Origin of the sequence: Streptomyces sp. NPDC048636 (assembly GCF_040650655.1) — a bacterium.
GTDB lineage: Bacteria > Actinomycetota > Actinomycetes > Streptomycetales > Streptomycetaceae > Streptomyces.
This window is the reverse complement of the sequence record NZ_JBEZHR010000022.1, coordinates 37302-57949: the sequence shown is the minus strand read 5'-3', so window position 1 is coordinate 57949 and position 20648 is coordinate 37302. Positions and strand designations below refer to the sequence as shown.

Sequence of the window (20648 nt, the reverse complement as noted above, 5' to 3'; positions counted from 1 at the left end):
CCCCTGAAAGCACAAAAGGACCCGGGGGCAACGCTGCCCGGATCCTCTCCCCAGCAGAATAACGCACATGACACCCGGTGGAGAGGCCCGATCTGCTCGTCGTTCCGTGCCGTCGGTCACTGCGCGCGACCGCAGGGCCACCCTGGTGACGGCCGACGGGGTGCCGATCGAGGCCCGTTACGAACCGTCCCCGCCGCCTGCCGCGGCGCCTTCGGACAGCCTCGCGCTGGTGGTCGCGCACGGCTTCACCGGTGCCCTGGAGCGTCCGGCGCTGCGGCGGGTGGCCAGGGCGTTCGCCCAGCACACGGCCGTGATCACCTTCTCCTTCCGGGGCCACGGCCGGTCCGGCGGGCGGTCCACGGTGGGCGACCGGGAGGTGCTGGACCTGGCCGCGGCGGTCCGCTGGGCGCGACGGCTCGGCCATCGGCGGGTCGCCACGGTCGGCTTCTCGATGGGCGGCTCGGTGGTGCTCCGGCATGCCGCGCTGTACGGATCGGATGGATCAGACGGATCAGACGGATCAGACGGATCAGACGGATCAGACGGCGAAAATCAGCCGTCCGTGGGAATCGGGCGCGAGGGGCGCATGGACGCGCGCGCCGATGCGGTGGTCTCGGTGAGCGCCCCCGCCCGCTGGTACTACCGGGGGACCGCCCCGATGCGACGGGTGCACTGGGCGATCACCCGCCCCGCCGGACGGCTGGTCTCCCGCTACGGTCTGCGCACCCGGATCGACGGCCGCGGCTGGGACCCCGAACCGCTGCCGCCGGTGGCCGCGGTACCGCTGATCGCGCCGGTCCCGCTGCTGATCGTGCACGGTGACCAGGATCCGTACTTCCCGCTCGACCATCCGCGGATGCTGGCGGGCGCGGCCGATCCGTCGTCCACAGAGCTGTGGATCGAGCCGGGGTTCGGCCACGCGGAGACCGCCGCGCCGGACGGACTGCTGGAGCGGGTGGCGGGCTGGGCGCGGGCTCACACCTGAGAGCCGCCCCCTCACGCGCGGGCTCCCCGCCTACTCCGCCTCGACCGCCGCCTCCGCGAACTGCGCCGTGTACAGCCGGGCGTACGCGCCCTGCGCCGCGAGCAGCGCGTCATGGGTGCCCTGTTCCACGATCCGGCCGTCCTCCATCACCAGGATGACGTCGGCGTCGCGGATGGTGGACAGCCGGTGGGCGATGACAAAGCTGGTCCGGCCCGTCCGCAGCGAGGCCATCGCCCGCTGGATCAGCACCTCGGTGCGGGTGTCCACCGAGCTGGTCGCCTCGTCGAGCACCAGGATCGACGGCTCCGAGAGAAACGCGCGGGCGATGGTGATCAGCTGTTTCTCACCGACGCTGACGTTGGAGCCCTCCTCGTCGATCACCGTGTCATAGCCGTCGGGCAGGGTCCGGACAAAGCGGTCCACATAGGTGGCCTTCGCCGCCGCCACGATCCGCTCGAAGCTCGCGCCCTCCGCGCCGTACGCGATGTTCTCCGCGATCGTGCCGCCGAACAGCCAGGTGTCCTGGAGCACCATGCCGATGTCGGTGCGCAGTTCCTCGCGCGACATCGCGGCGATGTCCACCCCGTCCAGGGTGATCCGCCCGCCGCTGACCTCGTAGAACCGCATCAGCAGATTGACCAGGGTGGTCTTTCCGGCGCCGGTCGGCCCGACGATGGCCACGGTCTGGCCGGGCCGTACGGACAGCGAGAGACCGTCGATCAGCGGCTTGTCCGGCTGGTAGCGGAAGGCGACCTCCTCGAACTCCACCCGGCCGCGCACCGATCCGTCCACGGTCCCCGGCCGCGGCGCCGCCTCGGGGTCCGGGCTCTGCTCCTCGGCGTCCAGCAGCTCGAAGACGCGCTCGGCCGACGCCACCCCGGACTGCACCAGATTGGCCATCGAGGCCACCTGGGTCAGCGGCTGGCTGAACTGCCGGGAGTACTGCACGAACGCCTGGACATCGCCGATCGACAGGGCGCCGCTGGCCACCCGCAGCCCGCCGACGACCGCGACCAGCACATAGTTGAGGTTGCCGATGAACATCATCGCGGGCTGGATCAGCCCGGAGATGAACTGGGCCCGGAAGCCCGCCTCGTACAGCTTGTCGTTCTGCTCGCGGAACAGCTCCGCGGACTCCTTCTCCCGCCCGAAGACCTTCACCAGCGAGTGACCGGTGTACATCTCCTCGATATGGGCGTTGAGCTTGCCCGTGGTCTTCCACTGGCTGACGAACTGCGGCTGCGCCCGCTTGCCGATCTTGGTGGCGACCACCACCGACACCGGGACCGTCAGCAGCGCCACCAGCGCCAGCAGCGGTGAGATCCAGAACATCATCGCCAGCACCCCGACGATCGTCAGCAGCGAGGCCATGATCTGGCTGAGGGTCTGCTGGAGCGTCTGCTGGACGTTGTCGATGTCGTTGGTGGCGCGGGAGAGCACCTCACCGCGCGGCTGGCGGTCGAAGTACGACAACGGCAGCCGCGCCAGCTTGTGTTCGACGTCCTCGCGCAGCCGGAAGACCACCCGCTGGACCACCACCGTGGCCACCCGCGCCTGGACCAGACCCAGCAGCGAGGCGACCACATAGATCGCCAGCACCCACAGCAGCACATCGCCGACCGCGCCGAAGTCGATGCCCTGGCCGGGGTGGACGTCCATGGACGCGACCATGTCGGCCACCGTGTCCTGGCCGTCCCGGCGCAGCCGCTCGACCGCCTCCCCCTTGGTGACGCCGTCGGGCAGCTCGCGCCCGACGATGCCCGCGAAGATCAGATCGGTCGCCCTGCCGAGGATCAGCGGCCCCAGCACCGACAGCGCGACGCTGACCGCGCACAGGGCGAGCACGACCAGCACCATCGCGCGCTCGGGGCGCAGCCTGCCCAGCAGCCGCCGGCCGGAGCCGCGGAAGTCCATGGACCGCTCGGTGGGCTGGCCGCCCATGAAGCGGGCGGGCCCGGCGGCGGGTGCCGGGCCCCTGCGAGGCGCCGGGGTACTCATGGGCGGTCCTTGGGATGCGCGTGCGGAAACGACGGAAGGCAGAAGCTACGGCGCGAGGGGCGCGCCGGGCCGCTCACGCGGCTTCCTGCTCGGTGAGCTGGGAGAGCACGATCTCGCGGTAGGTCTCGTTCTGCGCCATCAGCTCGGTATGGGTGCCGGTGCCCACCACGCGCCCGGCGTCGAGGACCACGATCTGGTCGGCGCCGCGGATGGTGGAAACCCGCTGGGCGACGATGACGACGGTCGCCTCCCGCGTCTCGTCCACCAGCGCCGCCCGCAGCCGGGCGTCGGTGGCGTAGTCGAGCGCCGAGAAGGAGTCGTCGAAGAGGTAGACCGAGGGCTTGCGGACCAGGGCGCGGGCGATGGCCAGCCGCTGCCGCTGGCCGCCGGAGACATTGGAGCCGCCCTGGGCGACGGGCGCGTCGAGCCCGCCCTCCATGGCCTCCACGAAGTCCCGGGCCTGGGCGGTCTCCAGGGCCTGCCACAGCTCCTCGTCGGTGGCGTCCGGCTTGCCGTAGCGCAGGTTGGAGGCGACCGTGCCGGAGAAGAGGTACGGCTTCTGCGGGACGAGCCCCACGGACCGCGACATCACCGTGGTGTCCAGGTCACGCACGTCGACGCCGTCGATATGGACGCTGCCGTCGGTCGCGTCGAACAGCCGGGGCACCAGCCCGAGGAGGGTGGACTTCCCGCTGCCGGTGGAGCCGATCACGGCGGTGGTGCGGCCGGGCCGGGCGATCAGCGAGATCTCGCGGAGCACGGGCTCCTCGGCGCCGGGATAGCGGAACTCCACACCGCGCAGCTCCAGCAGCCCGCGTCCGCCACCGGTGGGCGCGGGCGCGACGGGCACCAGCGGCGGAACCACGCTGGTCCGGGTGTCCAGCACCTCCTGGACGCGCTCGGCGCAGACCTCGGCGCGCGGCACCATCATGAACATGAAGGTGGCCATCATGACCGACATCAGAATCTGCATCAGATAGCTGATGAACGCGGTCAGCGCGCCGATCTGCATCCCGCCGCTGTCGATACGGTGTCCGCCGAACCAGACCACGGCCACGCTGGAGACGTTCACCACGAGCATCACCGCGGGGAACATCAGCGCCATCAGCCGCCCGGCGCGCAGCGAGACGTCCATCAGGGCGCTGTTGGCCCCGGTGAAGCGGTCGCGCTCATGGGAGTCGCGGACGAAGGCGCGGATGACCCGGATCCCGGTGATCTGCTCGCGCAGCACCCGGTTGACGGTGTCGATGCGCTCCTGGACGCCGCGGAACAGCGGGCGCATCCTGCGGATGATCAGGCTGACGATGACCCCGAGCACCGGGACGATCAGCAGCAGCAGCGCGGAGAGCGGAACGTCCTGGTTGAGCGCCATGATCACGCCGCCGATGCACATGATCGGCGCCGAGACCATCAGGGTGAAGGCCATCAGGCACAGCATCTGCACCTGCTGGACGTCGTTGGTGGTCCGGGTGATCAGCGAGGGCGCCCCGAAGTGGCCCATCTCACGGGAGGAGAAGGACTGCACCCGGTCGAAGACCGCGGCCCGCACATCCCGGCCGAGCGCCATGGCGGTGCGGGCGCTGAAGTAGACGGCGCCGATGGCGCACACGATCTGTACCAGCGTGACGGCGATCATGAGACCGCCGATGCGCAGGATGTAGCCGCTGTCCCCCTTCACCACTCCGCCGTCGATGATGTCGGCGTTGAGCGCGGGGAGGTAGAGCGTCGCCAGCGTCTGCACCAGTTGCAACAGCACGATCAGCGCGATCGTTCGGGTGTGGGGCCTGAGATACGCCCGTATGAGTCGGACCAGCACACCGAAACAGTAAGCGAGGGGGCCGACAGCGGGCCTCTTATTTCCTGGGCGGCCGTTGGTCCCGGACCGGTGCCCGCACCCGTCATCATGGAGGCGGTAGACGGGAAGGGATCGCGATGGCGATGAAGAACGCGCCGCCCGCCGGCACCATCCGGTACTGGGCCGCGGCCCGCGCGGCGGCCGGTACGTCGGAGGAGCCGTACGCGGCGGCGACGCTGGCCGAGGCGCTCGACGCGGCCCGGCGGCGGCACACCACGCGCCCGGAGTTCGCGCGGGTGCTGCTCCGCTGCGCCTTCCTGGTCGACGGCACGCCCGTCGGCACCCGCGACCACACGACGATCCAACTGGCCGAGGGCGGCACGGTCGAGGTGCTCCCGCCGTTCGCAGGAGGGTGACCCCGAGGTCATGAGCAACCAGCCGCACAACCCGCAGAACCCGTATGAGCCCCATGGTCCGTACGGGTCCCCGACGACGCCGTACGGGGGACAGCAGCCGCCGGCCGATCCGTACGGCGGCTACGGCCAGGGCGGTTACGACCAGACCGGGTACGACCAGGGCGGGTACGACCAGGCCGGGCAGCAGCCGCAGCCGCAGCAGGGCCAGGGCCAGGGATACGACGGCCAGTGGGGCCAGCACGGCCAGCACCAGGGTTACGGCCAGCACCCGCAGGCGTATCCGGACCCGTACGCCGCCGCGCCGCCGGGGCATCAGCAGCAGGGCCACCCCCAGCAGTCGTACACCCCCGGCTGGGACCAGCAGCAGCCCCAGCAGCACCACCAGCCGCAGCCGGCCGCCGCGTTCGCGGCGCACGGCCCCCAGGGACCCGCCGCCGCCCCGGCGGCCACGGCGGACCCGGCCGGTCCGGAGCATCCGGCCACCGCCGCGCCCGCCGCCCCCGAGGAGGAGTCGCGGCCGCTCACCGCCGCCGAGAAGGCCCGGGCCGAGGGCCGTCCGCAGATCCTCCACCCGGGTCCGGTCCCGGCCGTCCTGACCTCCGCCATCGCGGCGGCCCTCGCCGGGGCCGCCTCGCTGGGCCGCCCCGCGGTCGCCGTCGTGGTGGCGCTGCTCCAGGCGGTCACCGCGGCGGGCTGGTTCCGCCTGAACGGCATGTGGCCCGCCCGGCAGGGCATCGCGCTCGCCTACGCGGGCGGGCTGGCCGCGACCGCCGGACTGCTCGCCACCGAGCGGGTGCACGCCCCGACGGTGATCATCGGCACGCTCGGCGTCTGGCTGCTGCTGGTGCTCGTGCTCCAGCTGCGCAGCCACAGCGGGCCGGACGAGCGGATGTACGGGCTGACCGCCACCGTGGCCTCCACCGCGCTCGCCGTGATCGCGGCCGGATACCTGGCCACGGCCGCCGAGTCCACCGACGCCGTGGTGGTGGGCGCGGCCGGGGTGGCGGGAGCCGTGCTGGTGCGCGCGGTGCCGCTGCCGATCGCCGTATCCGTGGTGGTGGCGCTGGTCGCCGCCGCGGGCGCGGGCGCCGGGGCCGGACAGCTCACCGGCACCGGCACCACGGACGCCGCGGTGCTGGGTCTGGCGGCCGGGGTGTGCGCGCTGATCGGCCACCGGGTGGCGAGCTACGACTACCCGTCCCGCTTTGTCCATATGACCGCCGGGGTGGCCCTGCCGCTGGCGGCCGCCGCACCGGTCGTCTATGTGATCGGGCGCGCACTGGTCTGATGTTCGAGCCCCTGGCTCGCCGCTCCGGTTAGGCTCACAACCTCAGGCGAGCGCCTGATCAGAGCCAGGGGGCCCACAGCACATGCGCGCACTACGCATCACACTGATCGTCGTCGTGATACTCGGCGGTCTCTTCGTCGCCGCGGACCGCATCGCGGTGAGCATCGCCGAGTCCAAGGCCGCGGACAAGATCCAGAGCTCCCAGGGGCTGTCCGGTACGCCCGATGTCTCGATCAAGGGCTTCCCGTTCCTGACCCAGATCGCGGGCAAGGAGCTGGACGAGGTCGACATCAGCATGGAGGGGCTGACGACGGACGCGGGCAACGGGCGCAGCGTCCGGGTCGCCGAACTCGAGGCCCAGCTCCACACGGTGGCCATCTCGGGCAACTTCTCGTCCGCCACCGCGGAGCGCGCCACCGGTACGGCCCACATCAGCTACGCGGACCTGTCGCGCGCCGCGGGCCCGGGGGTCACGGTCGGCTACGACCCGTCGGCCAAGAACCAGGTCAAGATCACCGGCAGTCTGCTGGGCCTCTCCCTCACCGCGCGCTCCCGCATCACCGTGGTCAACGGGGACACCATCAAGCTGCACGCCGAGTCCATCCCCGGCGGCTCCGTCCCGCGCTGGGAGGAGAAGGTCCGGGAGCGCACCGATATGGAGCGCAAGGTGGAGGGGCTGCCGACCGGGATGCGGCTGGAGACGGTGAAGACCGACAAGGACGGTATGGAGGTCTCGGTCGCCGGGACGAATGTCGCACTGACGGGCTGAGCGGCACCGCACGGCCGCCCTCGCCCGCGGACCGCCGGTCCAGGCAGTGAGACGGCCTCCTCCGCGACACCAGCTCACAGCCGCCACAGGGCCCCGCGACGGCCCCGCCCGGACGCGCTCCGACCCTTAATCCCGAATCGTGGACAATCTCGTCTCACGATTCGACACGCCGGTGACACGCCCACCGGTCCGTCCCTACGATCGGACGCATGAAGCGACAGGCGGATCTCACGAAGCGGCGGGCAGTCGACCTGTGCCGCGTCGCCGCCATGCTCTGTCACGCCGTCTGAGACGAGGACGCGTGGCCGCCGACGAGACGTCCCCGGCCCGCCCTCCTCGGCCCGTCAGCCGGATCTTCCCGCACTCCGCTCGTACGCTCGCAACCGAGCCCGCCTCGCGCCGTCCGAGCGTATCGCTACCGCCGCAACTGCCCCGGAGGAGAGACATATGAGCCGCAGTGACGTCCTGGTGGACGCCGACTGGGTACAGGCCCGGATCGATGACCCCAAGGTGGTCATCGTCGAGGTCGACGAGGACACCTCGGCCTACGACAAGAACCACATCACCAACGCCATCCGGATCGACTGGAAGCAGGACCTCCAGGACCCGGTGCGCCGTGACTTCGTCGACCAGGCCGGTTTCGAGAAGCTGCTGTCCGACAAGGGCATCGCCAACGACGACACGGTCGTCCTCTACGGCGGCAACAACAACTGGTTCGCGTCCTACGCCTACTGGTACTTCAAGCTCTACGGCCACCAGGACGTGAAGCTCCTCGACGGCGGCCGCAAGAAGTGGGAGCTGGACTCCCGCGACCTCGTCGCCGAGGTGCCGTCCCGTCCGGCCACCCAGTACAAGGCCAAGCCGCAGGACGCCTCGATCCGCGCCTTCCGCGACGATGTCGTCGACGCCATCGGCTCGCTGAACCTGGTGGACGTCCGCTCCCCCGACGAGTTCTCCGGCAAGCTGCTCGCCCCGGCCCACCTGCCGCAGGAGCAGTCGCAGCGTCCGGGCCACGTCCCGACCGCGCGCAACATCCCGTGGTCCAAGTCGGCCAACGACGACGGCACCTTCAAGTCCGACGCGCAGCTGAAGGAGCTCTACGAGGGCGAGGGCGTGGACCTGTCCAAGGACACCATCGCCTACTGCCGCATCGGTGAGCGCTCGGCCCACACCTGGTTCGTCCTGCACGAGCTGCTCGGCCAGACCAACGTCAAGAACTACGACGGCTCCTGGACCGAGTACGGCTCCCTCGTCGGCGTGCCGATCGAGCTCGGCGCCAACAGCTGACCCCCTCCCTCCCCCCGACGTAAGGACAGACATCCATGTGTGGAGCCCAGGCCGGCGGTCCCGACGCCTCGACGATCAAGCCCGGTGAGACCACGATCCAGGGGTCGGTGACCCGTGACGGCGAGCCGGTGACCGGCTACGTCCGCCTCCTGGACAGCACCGGCGAGTTCACCGCCGAGGTCCCCACCTCCGCGACCGGACAGTTCCGCTTCTACGCCGCCGAGGGCACCTGGACGCTGCGCGCCCTGGTCCCCGGTGGTACCGCGGACCGCACGGTCGTCGCCCAGAAGGGCGGTCTGGCGGAGGTCGCCATCGCCGTCTGACGCCACACCGCGCGTCATGCGCACGGCGGGAGGGCCGTACCCCGGGGTTGGACGCCTCGGCGGGGTACGGCCCTTCCGTCCGTCCGGGGACCGGTCCGGGGACCGCCCCCGCGGATCCGGTCCTCGACCCGCCCCCGCCGCGCCCCCGGACGTATCCTGGCTACATGTACGCGCGACGTCGCCACGCATATTTCTTCCTGATGGGCGCGTGTCTGACGCTCTTCATCTCGGCGTGGGCCTTCGTGCGCCTGTGGTCGGTCCCGGCGGCCGTCGTGATGTGCATCGTCGCCATGGTGATCCCCCCGTTCGCGGCCATCGTCGCCAACCGGCGGGGTCCGGACGACCGCTGGTGGGACGAGTCGGGGGACGAGGAGTCCGACCGGTGGTGGCGGGAGCTGGACGAGCACAACCACCGCCACTGACCGCTGCCGAGCCGCTGACGGGCCGGATCTCCTGAGCTCAGTAGACGAGCGCCTGGACGCCGTCCTTCATGATCTCGCTCACGAAGACCTGGGAGCCCGCGATCCGCGCCCCCTCGATCAGGTCCTTCTCCTCGATCTCACGCCGGGCCGCGCACTGGGTGCACACCGTGAGGGTGCCGCCCGCGAGGACCCCCTCGATCAGCTCGGGCAGCGGTGCCGCATGCGGCAGCTCGAACTCCGCCGCCCGCCCCGGGAGCGCGAACCAGGCGGACTCACCGGTCAGCCACAGCGAGACCTCCACTCCGCTCGCCACGGCCACCGCCGCCACCGTGAACGCCTGGGAGCACCTCTCGGGCGCGTCCGCGCCCGCCGTCACCTTGATCACCAGCTTCTTCGCCATGTGCCCAAGCCTAGGCTCGGGGCCTCGCGACGCCGCCCGCCGGACCGCCGACTAGACTCGGGCGCGGTCCGTCAACCGTTCCACCGGCCCTCCGCCGCCCGCGGAGCCGGGGGACACACGCCGTTCGAGGAGCGCGCTCGTGCTTGAGGCAGTCTTCACCACGCTGATGATCCTGGTCGCCGTCGCCACCCTTGGCTTCTGCGCACTCACCTGGAAGAAGCTGTTCCAGGGCCAGCGGTGATCCGCGCTCCCCACACCGCCACCACCGACCGCCCTCGACAGATCGCCTGAGCCCATGATCGAGATTCCCTCCGACCTCCACCCCGGCCTGGTGCCGCTCGCCTTCCTCCTGGGCAACTGGGAAGGGGCCGGTGTCTCGGACTTCCCGGGCGCCGAGAAGTGCAACTTCGGCCAGGAGGCGACCTTCACCCACGACGGGCGCGACTTCATCGAGTACGTCTCGCACACCTGGGTGCTGGACTCCGAGGGCAAGAAGGTCCGCCCGCTGGAGTCCGAGAGCGGTTACTGGCGGATCGACGAGAACCGCAAGGTCGAGGTCGTGATGTGCCGCGACCAGGGCGTCGTCGAGATCTGGTACGGCGAGCTGGCCGACGGCAAACCGCAGATCGACCTGGCCACCGACGCCGTGGCGCGCACCGCCGCCGCCGGACCCTACGCGGGCGGCAAGCGGCTCTACGGCTATGTCAACAGCGATCTGATGTGGGTCGGCGAGAAGGCCACCCCCGAGGTCGAGCTGCGGCCGTATATGTCGGCGCACCTGAAGAAGGTCGTCGACCCGCGGGAATGGGCCAAGGACCTCAAGGACCTGCCGGACGACGGGATCGCCTTCTTCCGCTGAGCCTCCGGCGGGCCCCGCCTACACTGGCTTCGTGGCGACCACCGACTGGAAGACCGATCTGCGGGAGCGCGGCTACCGGCTGACCCCGCAGCGGCAGCTTGTCCTGGAGGCCGTCGACCACCTGGAGCACGCCACTCCGGACGAGATCCTCACCGAGGTGCGCCGTACCGCGAGCGGGGTCAATATCTCCACGGTGTACCGCACCCTGGAGCTGCTCGAGGAGCTGGGCCTGGTCAGCCATGCCCATCTGGGGCACGGCGCCCCCACGTACCACCTGGCCGACCGGCACCACCACATCCATATGGTGTGCCGGGACTGCACCAATGTGATCGAGGCCGATGTCTCGGTGGCCGAGGCGTTCACCCGGCGGCTGCGGAGCGAGTTCGGTTTCGACACCGATATGAAGCACTTCGCGATCTTCGGCCGGTGCGCCGACTGCACCGCCGGGCAGGGCGCGCCGCAGCGGGCCGGCCAGGGCTCCGACGACTCCGCCCAGGGCCGAGCGGCCAAGTCGTAGGCTGAGCTCATGAAAAGCCCTTTGCTGTCGCTGCCCGGCGCCGTCCCCGGCGAGGGCCCCGACGAAGGCGTCGCCGCCCACTACGGCGACCTGTTCCGCGAGCAGCGCGCGCTCGCCGACGGTTCCGGTTTTGTGGACCTCTCGCACCGCGGGGTGGTCACGGTCACCGGCGCCGACCGGCTGAGCTGGCTCCATCTGCTGCTCACCCAGCACGTCCAGGAACTCCCCGCCGGTCAGGCCACCGAGGCCCTGATCCTCTCCGCGCACGGCCATATCGAGCACGCGCTCTATCTCGTCGACGACGGTGAGACCACCTGGGCCCATGTGGAACCCGGAAGTCAGGGCGATCTGATCGCGTACCTGGAGAGCATGAAGTTCTTCTACCGGGTCGAGATCGCCGACCGCACCGGGGAGTACGCGGTGGTCCACCTCCCGGCCGGGAGCATCACCGAGGCCCCCGAGGACACCGTGGTCCGGGAGGCCGCGCACGGCCGCGACCTGTTCCTGCCGCGCGAGCGGCTGGAGTCCTTCGCCGGGGCCGCCGGTCCGCCGGTGGGTGTGCTGGCGTACGAGGCGCTGCGGGTCGAGGCGCACCGGCCCCGGCTGGGCCTGGAGACCGACCACCGCACCATCCCGCACGAGCTGGGCTGGATCGGCACCGCGGTCCACCTGGAGAAGGGCTGCTACCGGGGCCAGGAGACGGTGGCCCGGGTGCACAACCTGGGCAAACCGCCGCGTCGGCTGGTCTTTCTCCACCTCGACGGCAGCGAGGTGAAGCTGCCCGGTCATGGCGCGCCCATACGGCTGGCCGCGGATGGCGAGGAGGGCCGTCAGCTGGGCTTCATCACCTCTTCGGCCCGCCATCACGAACTGGGGCCGATTGCGCTGGCGCTGGTGAAGCGGAATGTTCCGGTGGACGCGGAGTTGTTGGCGGATACGACGGCGGCGGCGCAGGAGGTTGTCGTCGAGCCGTAGCGCTCCGCGCGGTGCTGCGCGATGGCGTTGTGCGGGGGCGTTGTGCGTCGTGGCGGGGTGCGCTCCGGGCGGGGTGCGGGCGGTGGCGTTCACGGCTGCGGGTGCGTTTGTGGCCGGTCGCGCCGTTCCCCGCCCCCCTGCGGGGCGCACCCCCGGCGGCGAGGCTCAGCCGTTGGCGCTCCGGGCGGGGTGCGGGCGGTGGCGTTCGCGACTGCGGGTGCGTTTGTGGCCGGTCGCGCCGTTCCCCGCGCCCCTGCGGGGCGCGTCCCTGTGGGGCGGGGTCAGAGGAGGTCGGTGGCGGTGTCTGCCAGGCGGCTGCGGGCGGCTCGGGCGGCGGGGAGGGCGGCCGCGGCGACCGCGCCGGCCACCGCCGCGGCGCCGATCAGCAGCAGCACCCCCAGCGGTGGGGCCTCGGCGATCCCCGCGCCCATCCCGCTGCTGCGGCCCTGGAGGTCGATCATCCAGCCGGAGGCGAACGTCCCGATCACCGTCCCGGCCAGGGCCGCGGCCAGGGCGGTGAACCCCGTGCCGACCACGATCACCGCGGCGATCTGGCGCGGGGTCAGTCCGATCGCCCGGAGCGCGAGCAGATCGCGGCGGCGGTCGCGCACCGCCGCGCCGATCGTCGTCGACAGCTCGGCCAGGCCGATCAGCCCGAGCACCGCGATCAGCCCGAGGGTCACCCCGCGGACGGCGGAGAGCCGGTCTGCCGGGTTGGGGATCTCCCGCACCTCCAGACGGCCGTGCGAGGTGTCGGCCAGGGAGGCGCTGACCGCCTCGGGGCGGGCGCCGGGGCGCAGGGCCAGGTGGTAGAAGTCCGGTTCGAGCCGGGGATCGCGTTCGCGGAGGGTGTCGACCGAGGTGGAGATCACCCGGCCGCCCTGCTCCGGCTCTATGCTCCGCCCGACGATATGGAGCACCTGGGGGCTTCCGCCGACCGTCATCCGGACCCAGTCGCCGACCTTCACATCGAGCAGGTCCAGCAGGCCCTGTCCGGCCACCGCCTCGTCCTGGCCGCGGGCGGGCCGCCCCTCGGCGACGGAGAACGGGTAGGGGTGGCGGTCGGTGCCGAGGCCCTGGAGGGTGATCGTCCCGGTCTGCCCGGGGACCAGCGCCTCGGTCTCGGTGCCCGGGTAGACGGCGGTGACCTCGGGATCCTTGCCGAGCAGGGCGCGGATCCGGGCGTCGGACAGTCCCTCGCCGCGGGCGGTGAGCGGGGCGGCCAGCCCGATCTTCTCGGGGTGGCTCTCGAACCGGCCGAGAGTGGTCAGGGTGCCGACGGCGACCGTGATCAGCAGCAGCGGCAGGGCGAGCCGTCCGATGGCCGCGAGCGAGCGCACCGGGCGGTGGAAGGCACCGCGCCAGCCGAGCACCAGCGCGGGCGGCAGCCGCATACCGAGCGCCCGCCGGGTGGTGCCGGACATCCGGCGCCCGGGGTCGATGGCGGCGCGGGCGACGGGCACCGGCGGCACCCGGCCCGCACGCCAGGCGGCCAGACAGGTGGCGACGGCGATGAAGACGACGGCGCCGCCCATGATGGCGAACGGAGCCCAGTGGTGCTCCGGGAGCGCCTGCCACAGCGCCACCGCCTCACCGATCCGGCCGGGCAGATGCGGGCCCAGCACCTCGGCGAGGAGCGCCCCGCAGACCACACCCAGCAGGGACAGACCCAGATGCTGGACCAGGAACATGCGCACGACCTGGCCGGGGGCGAAGCCGATCGCCTTGAGCACCGAGATGTCCCGCAGATGGCCGCGGACCCGGGTGGTGATCGCACCGCCCACCGCGAGCGCCGCGGCCAGCAGCGCGCCCAGTCCGAACAGGCCGAGCAGCTGGCCCAGCAGCCGGTCGTCGCCCACCGCCTCGGCGCGCGCCCGCTGCCACAGCGAGACCCCGGTGACCTGGTCGGAGCCGAGTTCGGTGACCGCCCGCTGTACCGCGTAGTCGGTGTCCGTCGGGTCCTGCAACCGCAGCCCGATGGCCTGGCCGAGGTGGTCGGGACGCGTTTCGACCGAGCCGAGGGCGGCGGGCAGCACCCAGCCGACACCCGGGGTCTCACCGGGGTCGTAGCGGGGTTCCGCGGTCTCCGCGACCCCCGCGACCCGCAGCGTACGGGGCTTTCCGCCGGGGGCACGGACGGTGAGCGTGTCCCCCGGCTCGGCCCACAGGGCGTGGGCGAGGGAGCTCTCCAGCACGATGCCGTCGCGCGCGTCCGAGGAGAGCCAGCGGCCGCCGGTGATCAGCGGACGGGCGGTCTCCGGCTCCTCGGACCCGGCGGCGCGCAGCTCCAGGGAGGCGCGGGCGCCGCCGTGCTCGAGGGTGGCCCGGGCGGTGCGGAAGGGCCCGGAGGCGGCCGCGACCCCGTCCAGCTCGGCCAGTGACGCGGCGTCGGCCGTGGCCTCGGTGTGGATCCACACATGGGCGCCGGAGGACTGGGTGAAGACCCGCTGCCAGGGGTTGGCCGCATAGGCGAAGAACGCGCTCGCCAGCAGCAGCGAGACGATGATCCCGGCGGTGGCGAGCACGGTGAACAGGGCCGCGCCGCGGTGTGCGCGCAGATCGGCGTGTGCCCAGCGCAGGGTGGCCCGCACCGGGGTCAGCCCTTCAGCTCGAGGACGTCGGCCACTCCGCCGCCGCGGCGTCCGCCGCCGCCCTGGAGCGCCACGTCGTCGACGACCTGGCCGTCGAAGAAGCTGATCACGCGGTCCGCGGCGCTGGCCATCCGGGCGTCATGGGTGACCAGCACGATCGTCTGGCCGCGCTGGTGGAAGCGGGAGAGCAGCCGCAGCACCTCGCGGGTGCCCTTGCTGTCCAGGCTGCCCGCGGGCTCGTCGGCCAGCAGCACGCTCGGGGTGTTGACCAGCGCCCGGGCCAGGGCGACCCGCTGCTGCTCACCGCCGGACAGCTCGGCGGGCATGCTCTGTTCCTTGCCCGCCAGGCCCAGCTCGGCGAGCAGCTCCTCCCGGTCGGCCCTGGCCTGCCGCGGGGTGGATCCGGCCAGCAGCGCGGGCAGCTCCACGTTGTCGGCGACGGTGAGGTTGGAGACCAGGTTGAAGAACTGGAAGACGATGCCGATCTTCTTGCGGCGCAGTACGGCCCAGCGGGCCTCGCTGTAGGAGTCGACCTGGCGGCCGTCCAGCCACAGGGAGCCGCTGTCGGGGCGGTCGAGGCCGCCGAGCAGATGGAGCAGGGTGGACTTGCCCGCCCCGGAGGGTCCGGTGACCGCGACGAATTCACCGCGCTCGACATGGAGGTCGACCCCGCGGACCGCCTGGACCGGGGCCGCGCCCTCGGTGCGATAGGTCTTGACCAGGCCCTCGGCCCGCACGATCGAGTCCGCGGACGGCCCGGTGGCGCGAGAGGACTCCTCGCGGCTCATCTCTGCTCCTCCTCCAGCTCCTCCTGGCAGCGCTCCAGCCAGTCGAGGTCGGCCTGGAGGTGCAGCATGGCCCCTTCTATGAGCAGCTGGGGAATCCGGCTGTCCCGTTCCTCGGCCGCGGCCAGTTTGGACAGGTCGCGCATGGCGTTCAGATAGTGCCGGCGCTGCTTGTTGATCAGGCCGATCTGGTCGACGTCCCCGGTCTGGGGAGCGAGGGCGAGCTTCATGAAGAACTCGTCCCGTACCCGCGGCTCATCCGTCGGCTCCTCGAACCATAGGGCCAACGCTTCGCGTCCGGCGTCGGTGAGCCGGTAGATGCGCTTGTTGGGCCGGGTCGACTGGGCAACATCCTCGCCCTCGATCAGACCGGACTTCTGGAGCCGGTTGAGAGTGACGTAGATTTGTCCGATGTTGGGCTGAGGGTACGCCGACCCCAGGAGCTTCTCAAGGTCCTGCTTGAGCTCGTAGCCGTGGGCCGGGCCGCGCGCGAGTAGCGCCAGCAGCGGGAGCCGCACCCGTGCCCTCCTCCGCCGAGCCGTACATGTCCGTTAGGGGCCCTTTCCGACTGTGTGCCGGATCGCCCGCGTATCTTCCTGCGACATCTAGTATCCCGCATGCCTAACGGGTATACAGGTGGCCGGATGCCGGTAGCCGGATCCGACCGGTACACGCACGCGAGGAGGGACCGATGCGGTGGACATACGCCGCCGGCAGAGCCCTCCTCGTGACCGCGCTGCTGGTCGCGGGCCAGGCGGGCGCGCGGGGCCCGGACGGGGCTCCGACAGCCGCCGACGGAGGCGGCCGCGGTCCCCTCACCCTGGTCACCGGAGGTGACCTCACCGGCTATCTGGGCGGGGTGCTGGACGGCTGGAACCGTGAGCACCCGGCGGAGAAGGTCACGCTCGTCGAGCTGCCGGACGCCGCCGACGAGGTGCGCGCCCAGATGGTCACCGGGCTGCGCTCCGGGAGCGACCGCTACGACGTGCTCAATATCGACGTGGCGTGGACCTCGGAGTTCGCCGCGGCGGGCTGGATATCCCCGCTGAACGCCGACCGCTTCCCGCTGGACCGCTTCCTGCCGCCGGTGGTCGACACCGCCACCTTCGGCGGGCGGCTGCGGGCGGTGCCGTATGTGACCAACGCGGCGCTGCTCTACTACCGCAAGGACATCCTCGCCCAGGAGCATGAGAGACCGCCCCGGACCTGGGCCGAGCTGAAGCGGCTCGCCGAGACCGCCGCCCCCGCCCACGGTCTGGACGGCTACGCGAGCCAGTTCCTGCCGTACGAGGGGCTGACGACCAATGTCACCGAAGCCGTGCAGTCGGCGGGCGGGACGATCCTGGGCGACGAGGGCGCCAAGGTCACCGTGGACTCCGCGGCCACCCGCCGGGCGCTGGACTTCCTGGCCGGCGGGGTGCGGGACGGCTGGATACCCAAGGAGGCCCTCCGCTACAAGGAGGAGGAGTCGCGGCGGGCGTTCCAGAACGGGCGGCTGCTGTTCCTGCGCAACTGGCCCTATGTGTACTCGCTGGCCAACGCCCCGTCCTCGCCGGTCGCCGGGGAGGTCGGCGTGGTGCCGATGCCGGGCCCGGACGGTCCCGGCTCCAGTGTGCTGGGCGGTTCCAACCTCGCCGTCAACGCGCACTCCAGGCACCAGAAGTCGGCCACCGATCTGATCGCCTATCTGACCAGCGAGAAGGTTCAGCGCCAGGTCCTCACCAAGGGGGCACTGCCACCGGTGTGGGCCGATCTCTACACCGACCCCGCGCTGGTGCGGAAGTACCCGTATCTGCCGACGCTCCGCAAGGGCCTCCTCGCGGCCAAGCCGCGCCCCAAGAGCCCCCGCTATGAGCAGGTGAGCCTGGCCGTGCAGGCCGTGGTGCACGACGCGATGGCGCAGCGGCAGTCCATCGAGCAGACCATCACCCGGCTCCGCCGCGAGCTCGGTGACGTCGTCCGCACGGACTGACCCGACGGCCGGTTCCGGCCGCCCCCCGTCCCCTCCGGGCCTCTGCTTCCTACTTACGTGTTAAGTAGCCGAAGAGCATCCGCACGCCGGGCAAAACACCGCAAACTCGGACAGTCTTTTGCTACTTCTGTGATTTTCGTTGACACCCGTTCGCAACGCTTACTTAACATGCATGCATAACAGCCGACGATGGCGTGCGGCGCACGCCCGCTGAGAACGGGTAAACGGCACGATGCTCACAGCCACGGCCGGCAACGGCCCCTCGCCCACCCCTGCGGACCTCTCGCAGCGGCGCTGGTGGCGCGATGCGGTGATCTACCAGGTGTACATCCGCAGCTTTCTGGACAGCACCGGCGACGGCATAGGCGATCTGGCCGGGGTCCGCGCCGGTCTGCCGTACCTCAAGAAGCTGGGTGTGGACGGCATCTGGCTGAGCCCCTTCTACCCCTCGCCCCAGCACGACCACGGCTATGACGTCGCCGACTACCGCGGGGTGGACCCGGTCTACGGCGACCTCGCCGAGTTCGACTCGGTGGTGGCCGACGCCCACCGGCTGGGAATGAAGATCCTGGTCGACATCGTCCCCAACCACTGCTCCAGCGAGCACCCCTGGTTCCAGGCCGCGCTGGCGGGCGCCCCCGGCGGCCCGGAGCGGGAGTACTTCCACTTCGCCGACGGCCGCGGGGAGCACGGCGAGCTCCCGCCCAACAACTGGCGCGCGATGTTCGGCGGCCCCGCCTGGTCCCGGGTCCGGGAGACCGACGGCAGCGAGGGCCAGTGGTACCTCCACCTGTTCACCCCCGAGCAGCCCGACCTCAACTGGCGCAACCCCGCGGTCGGCGAGCACTTCCTCGACGTCCTGCGGTTCTGGCTGGACCGCGGTGTCGACGGCTTCCGCATCGACGTGGCCGCGGGCCTCTTCCGCCACCCCGAACTCCCCGACTCCCCCGACCCGGAGGCCGACGAGCGCACCCGCGACTCGGTCAACCAGCTGGCCTGGAACCAGCCCGAGGTGCACCAGGTGTGGCGCGACTGGCGCGCCCTGTGCGACGCCTACGCGGAGACCGACGGCCATGACCGGCTGCTGGTCGGTGAGGTGTCGGTGCCCACCGCCCGGGAGCACGCCGAGTACGTCCGCCCCGACGAGCTGCACCAGGCGTTCTTCTTCCATCTGCTCAGCGCCCGCTGGGATGTGGACGCCTTCCGGAGCACCATCACCGAGGCGCTGCGCGATATCGCCGGTACCGGCTCCACCGTCACCTGGGTGCTCAACAACCACGACCAGGTCAGGACCGTGACCCGGTACGCCTCCGGCCCGGCCGGGGAGGGCGACGCCCTCACCGACCACGGTCCGGCACGGGCCCGCGCCGCCGCCCTGCTGATGCTGGCGCTGCCCGGCGCCGCCTACGTCTACCAGGGCGAGGAGCTGGGGCTGCCGGAGGTGCTCGACCTGCCCGACGAGGTGCTCACCGACCCGATCTTCCGCCGGACCGGCAGCCGCCGGCATATCCGCGACGGCTGCCGGGTGCCGCTGCCCTGGTCCGGTCTTGCCTCCCCGTTCGGCTTCACCCCCGCCGAGGGCGGCGCCCGGCCGTGGCTTCCGCAGCCCGAGTGGTTCGCCGAGCACGCCACCGACCGGGCCCTGTCCGACACCCGTTCCTTCTGGCACCTCTACCGCGACGGGCTCCATCTGCGCCGCAGCCTCCCCCAGCTCGGCGAGGGCTCCCTGCGCTGGCTGGAGACCCCGCCGGAGGTGCTCGCCTTCGTCCGGGGCGACGGCCTGGTGTGCGCGGTCAACTTCGGTACCGAACCGGCCCCCGCGCCGGTCTCCGGCACCCCCCTGCTGGCCAGTGGCGACTGCCCGGTCGGCATCCTCCCCGGCTCCACCGCCGCCTGGTGGATCAGCGACATCGACCCCCGATGAGCCCCCGCGAAAGGACATCCACGATGAGACGCATAGTGACCGCGACCGCCACCGTCCTCGGCCTCGCACTGACCGCGACCGCCTGCGGCGGCGGCGACGGCGACTCCTCCAAGGGCGAGCAGAAGCTCAAGGGCCAGACCGTGAACGTGGCGGGGACCTGGACCGGTGTGGAGATGAAGAACTTCAAGAAGGTGCTGGAGGCCTTCTCGGAGAAGACCGGCGCCAAGACCAACTTCGTCCCCACCGGTGACAACGTCTCCACCGTCATCGGCAGCAAGATCGAGGGCGGCAAGGCCCCCGACGTGGTGATGGTGCCGCAGGTCGGCGTGCTCAAGCAGTTCGCCAAGAAGGGCTGGCTCACCCCGCTGTCGAAGAAGGTCGGCGCCCAGGCCGGGGCCACATTCGCCACGGTGTGGAAGAAGTACGGCACCGTCGACGGCACCTACTACGGCCTGTACTTCAAGGCGTCGCACAAGTCGACGGTCTGGTACTCCCCGCAGGCGTTCGAGCAGGCCGGGGTGGAGCCGCCGAAGAGCTACGAGGAGATGCTCAAGACCGCCAAGACCGTCTCCGACTCCGGGACGCCCGCCTTCTCCATCGGCGGCGAGGACGGCTGGGTCCTCACCGACTGGTTCGAGAACATCTACCTCTCGCAGGCCGGTCCCGAGATGTACGACAAGCTGGCCTCCCACAGCATCCCCTGGACCGATCCCAGCGTGGTCAAGGCGCTGACCACGCTGGGCAAGCTGTTCGGCGACAAGAACCTGGTGGCCGGGGGCAACACGGAGGCGCTGCGCACCGACTTCCCCGAGTCGGTGGAGAACGTCTTCGGCAGCGAGCCCAAGGCGGGCATGGTCTACGAGGGCGACTTCGTGGGCGGTCTGATCTCCGGCCAGTTCAACAAGAAGGTCGGCGAGGACGCCCGGTTCTTCCCCTTCCCCGCGGTGGACGGCAAGAAGGCCCCGGTGGTCAGCGGCGGCGACGCCGCGGTGGTGCTCAAGGCGGGCAAGAACAAGAAGGCCGCCATGGCGTTCCTGGAGTACCTGGCGAGCCCGGAGGCCGCCGCGCTGTGGGCCGGGGCGGGCGGTTTCGTCTCCCCCAACACCAACCTCAAGCCGACCGCCTACAAGGACGAGACCACCCGCGCGATCGCCGAGTCGCTGGTCGACGCCGGGGACAACGTCCGGTTCGACATGTCGGACCAGGCCCCGGCCGCGTTCGGCGGGACCGTGGGCACCGGTGAGTGGAAGATCCTCCAGGACTTCCTGAAGAATCCGTCGGACGCGAAGGGCACCGCGCGCAAGCTCGAGGCCGCCGCGGCCAAGGCGTACAAGGACTGAGT

20 protein-coding genes are annotated in these 20648 nt (G+C 71.4%); 14 read left to right on the top strand and 6 right to left on the bottom strand.

What is annotated here, in order from left to right; genetic code table 11:
* Positions 1-67: 67 nt before the first annotated feature.
* A complete protein-coding gene (locus tag AB0C66_RS34595; protein WP_362448048.1) occupies positions 68-985 on the top strand; it encodes an alpha/beta fold hydrolase in 918 nt (305 codons plus the stop codon).
* Positions 986-1015: 30 nt separating this feature from the next.
* Here AB0C66_RS34595 and AB0C66_RS34590 read toward each other — a convergent pair whose 3' ends face one another.
* Complete coding sequence (locus AB0C66_RS34590; protein ID WP_362448045.1) at positions 1016-2983, bottom strand: ABC transporter ATP-binding protein; 1968 nt, start codon at positions 2981-2983, stop codon at positions 1016-1018.
* A 73-nt stretch (positions 2984-3056) separates the two neighbouring features.
* Complete coding sequence (locus tag AB0C66_RS34585; protein WP_362448043.1) at positions 3057-4799, bottom strand: ABC transporter ATP-binding protein; 1743 nt, start codon at positions 4797-4799, stop codon at positions 3057-3059.
* Between the two features lie 116 nt (positions 4800-4915).
* Here AB0C66_RS34585 and AB0C66_RS34580 point away from each other — a divergent pair, with 116 nt between their 5' ends.
* From AB0C66_RS34580 to AB0C66_RS34550, 7 genes are all read left to right on the top strand, one after another.
* On the top strand, positions 4916-5194 hold the full coding sequence (locus tag AB0C66_RS34580) for a MoaD/ThiS family protein (protein ID WP_362448040.1): 279 nt from the start codon (positions 4916-4918) through the stop codon (positions 5192-5194).
* 10 nt (positions 5195-5204) lie between these two features.
* A complete protein-coding gene (locus AB0C66_RS34575; protein WP_362448037.1) occupies positions 5205-6482 on the top strand; it encodes a hypothetical protein in 1278 nt (425 codons plus the stop codon).
* Between the two features lie 82 nt (positions 6483-6564).
* Complete coding sequence (locus AB0C66_RS34570) at positions 6565-7251, top strand: DUF2993 domain-containing protein (RefSeq protein WP_362448034.1); 687 nt, start codon at positions 6565-6567, stop codon at positions 7249-7251.
* A gap of 209 nt (positions 7252-7460) precedes the next feature.
* On the top strand, positions 7461-7541 hold the full coding sequence (locus AB0C66_RS34565; RefSeq protein WP_362448143.1) for a putative leader peptide: 81 nt from the start codon (positions 7461-7463) through the stop codon (positions 7539-7541).
* 157 nt (positions 7542-7698) lie between these two features.
* Positions 7699-8538, top strand: a complete 840-nt coding sequence (locus tag AB0C66_RS34560; protein WP_362448031.1) for a sulfurtransferase — start codon at positions 7699-7701, stop codon at positions 8536-8538.
* A gap of 35 nt (positions 8539-8573) precedes the next feature.
* Complete coding sequence (locus AB0C66_RS34555; RefSeq protein WP_006603933.1) at positions 8574-8861, top strand: DUF1416 domain-containing protein; 288 nt, start codon at positions 8574-8576, stop codon at positions 8859-8861.
* 164 nt (positions 8862-9025) lie between these two features.
* Positions 9026-9283, top strand: a complete 258-nt coding sequence (locus AB0C66_RS34550; RefSeq protein WP_176181506.1) for a DUF3099 domain-containing protein — start codon at positions 9026-9028, stop codon at positions 9281-9283.
* A gap of 37 nt (positions 9284-9320) precedes the next feature.
* Here AB0C66_RS34550 and AB0C66_RS34545 read toward each other — a convergent pair whose 3' ends face one another.
* Positions 9321-9683 carry a DsrE family protein gene (locus tag AB0C66_RS34545; RefSeq protein ID WP_362448027.1) on the bottom strand — a complete coding sequence of 121 codons (363 nt, stop codon included), beginning with the start codon at positions 9681-9683 and terminating at the stop codon, positions 9321-9323.
* A 295-nt stretch (positions 9684-9978) separates the two neighbouring features.
* On the opposite strand from AB0C66_RS34545, the gene AB0C66_RS34540 reads away from it, so the two are divergent.
* Genes AB0C66_RS34540 through AB0C66_RS34530 form a run of 3 tightly spaced genes read left to right on the top strand, consistent with a single transcriptional unit; the run spans position 9979 to position 12034 of the window.
* A complete protein-coding gene (locus AB0C66_RS34540; RefSeq protein ID WP_362448024.1) occupies positions 9979-10542 on the top strand; it encodes an FABP family protein in 564 nt (187 codons plus the stop codon).
* A 31-nt stretch (positions 10543-10573) separates the two neighbouring features.
* Entirely contained in the window at positions 10574-11059 is a 486-nt protein-coding gene (locus AB0C66_RS34535) for a Fur family transcriptional regulator (protein WP_362448021.1), read from the top strand.
* A gap of 9 nt (positions 11060-11068) precedes the next feature.
* Positions 11069-12034: a folate-binding protein gene (locus tag AB0C66_RS34530; RefSeq protein ID WP_362448018.1), complete on the top strand. Its 966-nt coding sequence runs from the start codon at positions 11069-11071 to the stop codon at positions 12032-12034.
* A gap of 281 nt (positions 12035-12315) precedes the next feature.
* On the opposite strand, the gene AB0C66_RS34525 is transcribed toward AB0C66_RS34530, so the two are convergent.
* From AB0C66_RS34525 to AB0C66_RS34515, 3 genes are read right to left on the bottom strand one after another with little or no spacing between them, the layout of a single operon-like run.
* Positions 12316-14625 (bottom strand): FtsX-like permease family protein, encoded by a 2310-nt coding sequence (locus tag AB0C66_RS34525; protein ID WP_362448015.1) that lies wholly within the window; start codon positions 14623-14625, stop codon positions 12316-12318.
* 5 nt (positions 14626-14630) lie between these two features.
* Entirely contained in the window at positions 14631-15413 is a 783-nt protein-coding gene (locus AB0C66_RS34520) for an ABC transporter ATP-binding protein (protein ID WP_362448012.1), read from the bottom strand.
* The gene (locus AB0C66_RS34515) at positions 15410-15928 is read right to left on the bottom strand and encodes a helix-turn-helix transcriptional regulator (RefSeq protein WP_362448009.1); all 519 of its coding nucleotides are present in this window, start codon (positions 15926-15928) and stop codon (positions 15410-15412) included. Before AB0C66_RS34515 ends, AB0C66_RS34520 begins: the two co-directional genes overlap by 4 nt.
* Positions 15929-16101: 173 nt before the next feature.
* On the opposite strand from AB0C66_RS34515, the gene AB0C66_RS34510 reads away from it, so the two are divergent.
* The 3 genes from AB0C66_RS34510 to AB0C66_RS34500 all read left to right on the top strand — a co-directional run bounded on the left by AB0C66_RS34510 (position 16102) and on the right by AB0C66_RS34500 (position 20646).
* Positions 16102-17382, top strand: a complete 1281-nt coding sequence (locus AB0C66_RS34510) for an ABC transporter substrate-binding protein (protein ID WP_362448006.1) — start codon at positions 16102-16104, stop codon at positions 17380-17382.
* A 232-nt stretch (positions 17383-17614) separates the two neighbouring features.
* Positions 17615-19306 (top strand): glycoside hydrolase family 13 protein, encoded by a 1692-nt coding sequence (locus AB0C66_RS34505; RefSeq protein WP_362448003.1) that lies wholly within the window; start codon positions 17615-17617, stop codon positions 19304-19306.
* Between the two features lie 23 nt (positions 19307-19329).
* The gene (locus tag AB0C66_RS34500) at positions 19330-20646 is read left to right on the top strand and encodes an extracellular solute-binding protein (protein WP_362448000.1); all 1317 of its coding nucleotides are present in this window, start codon (positions 19330-19332) and stop codon (positions 20644-20646) included.
* Positions 20647-20648: the final 2 nt, after the last annotated feature.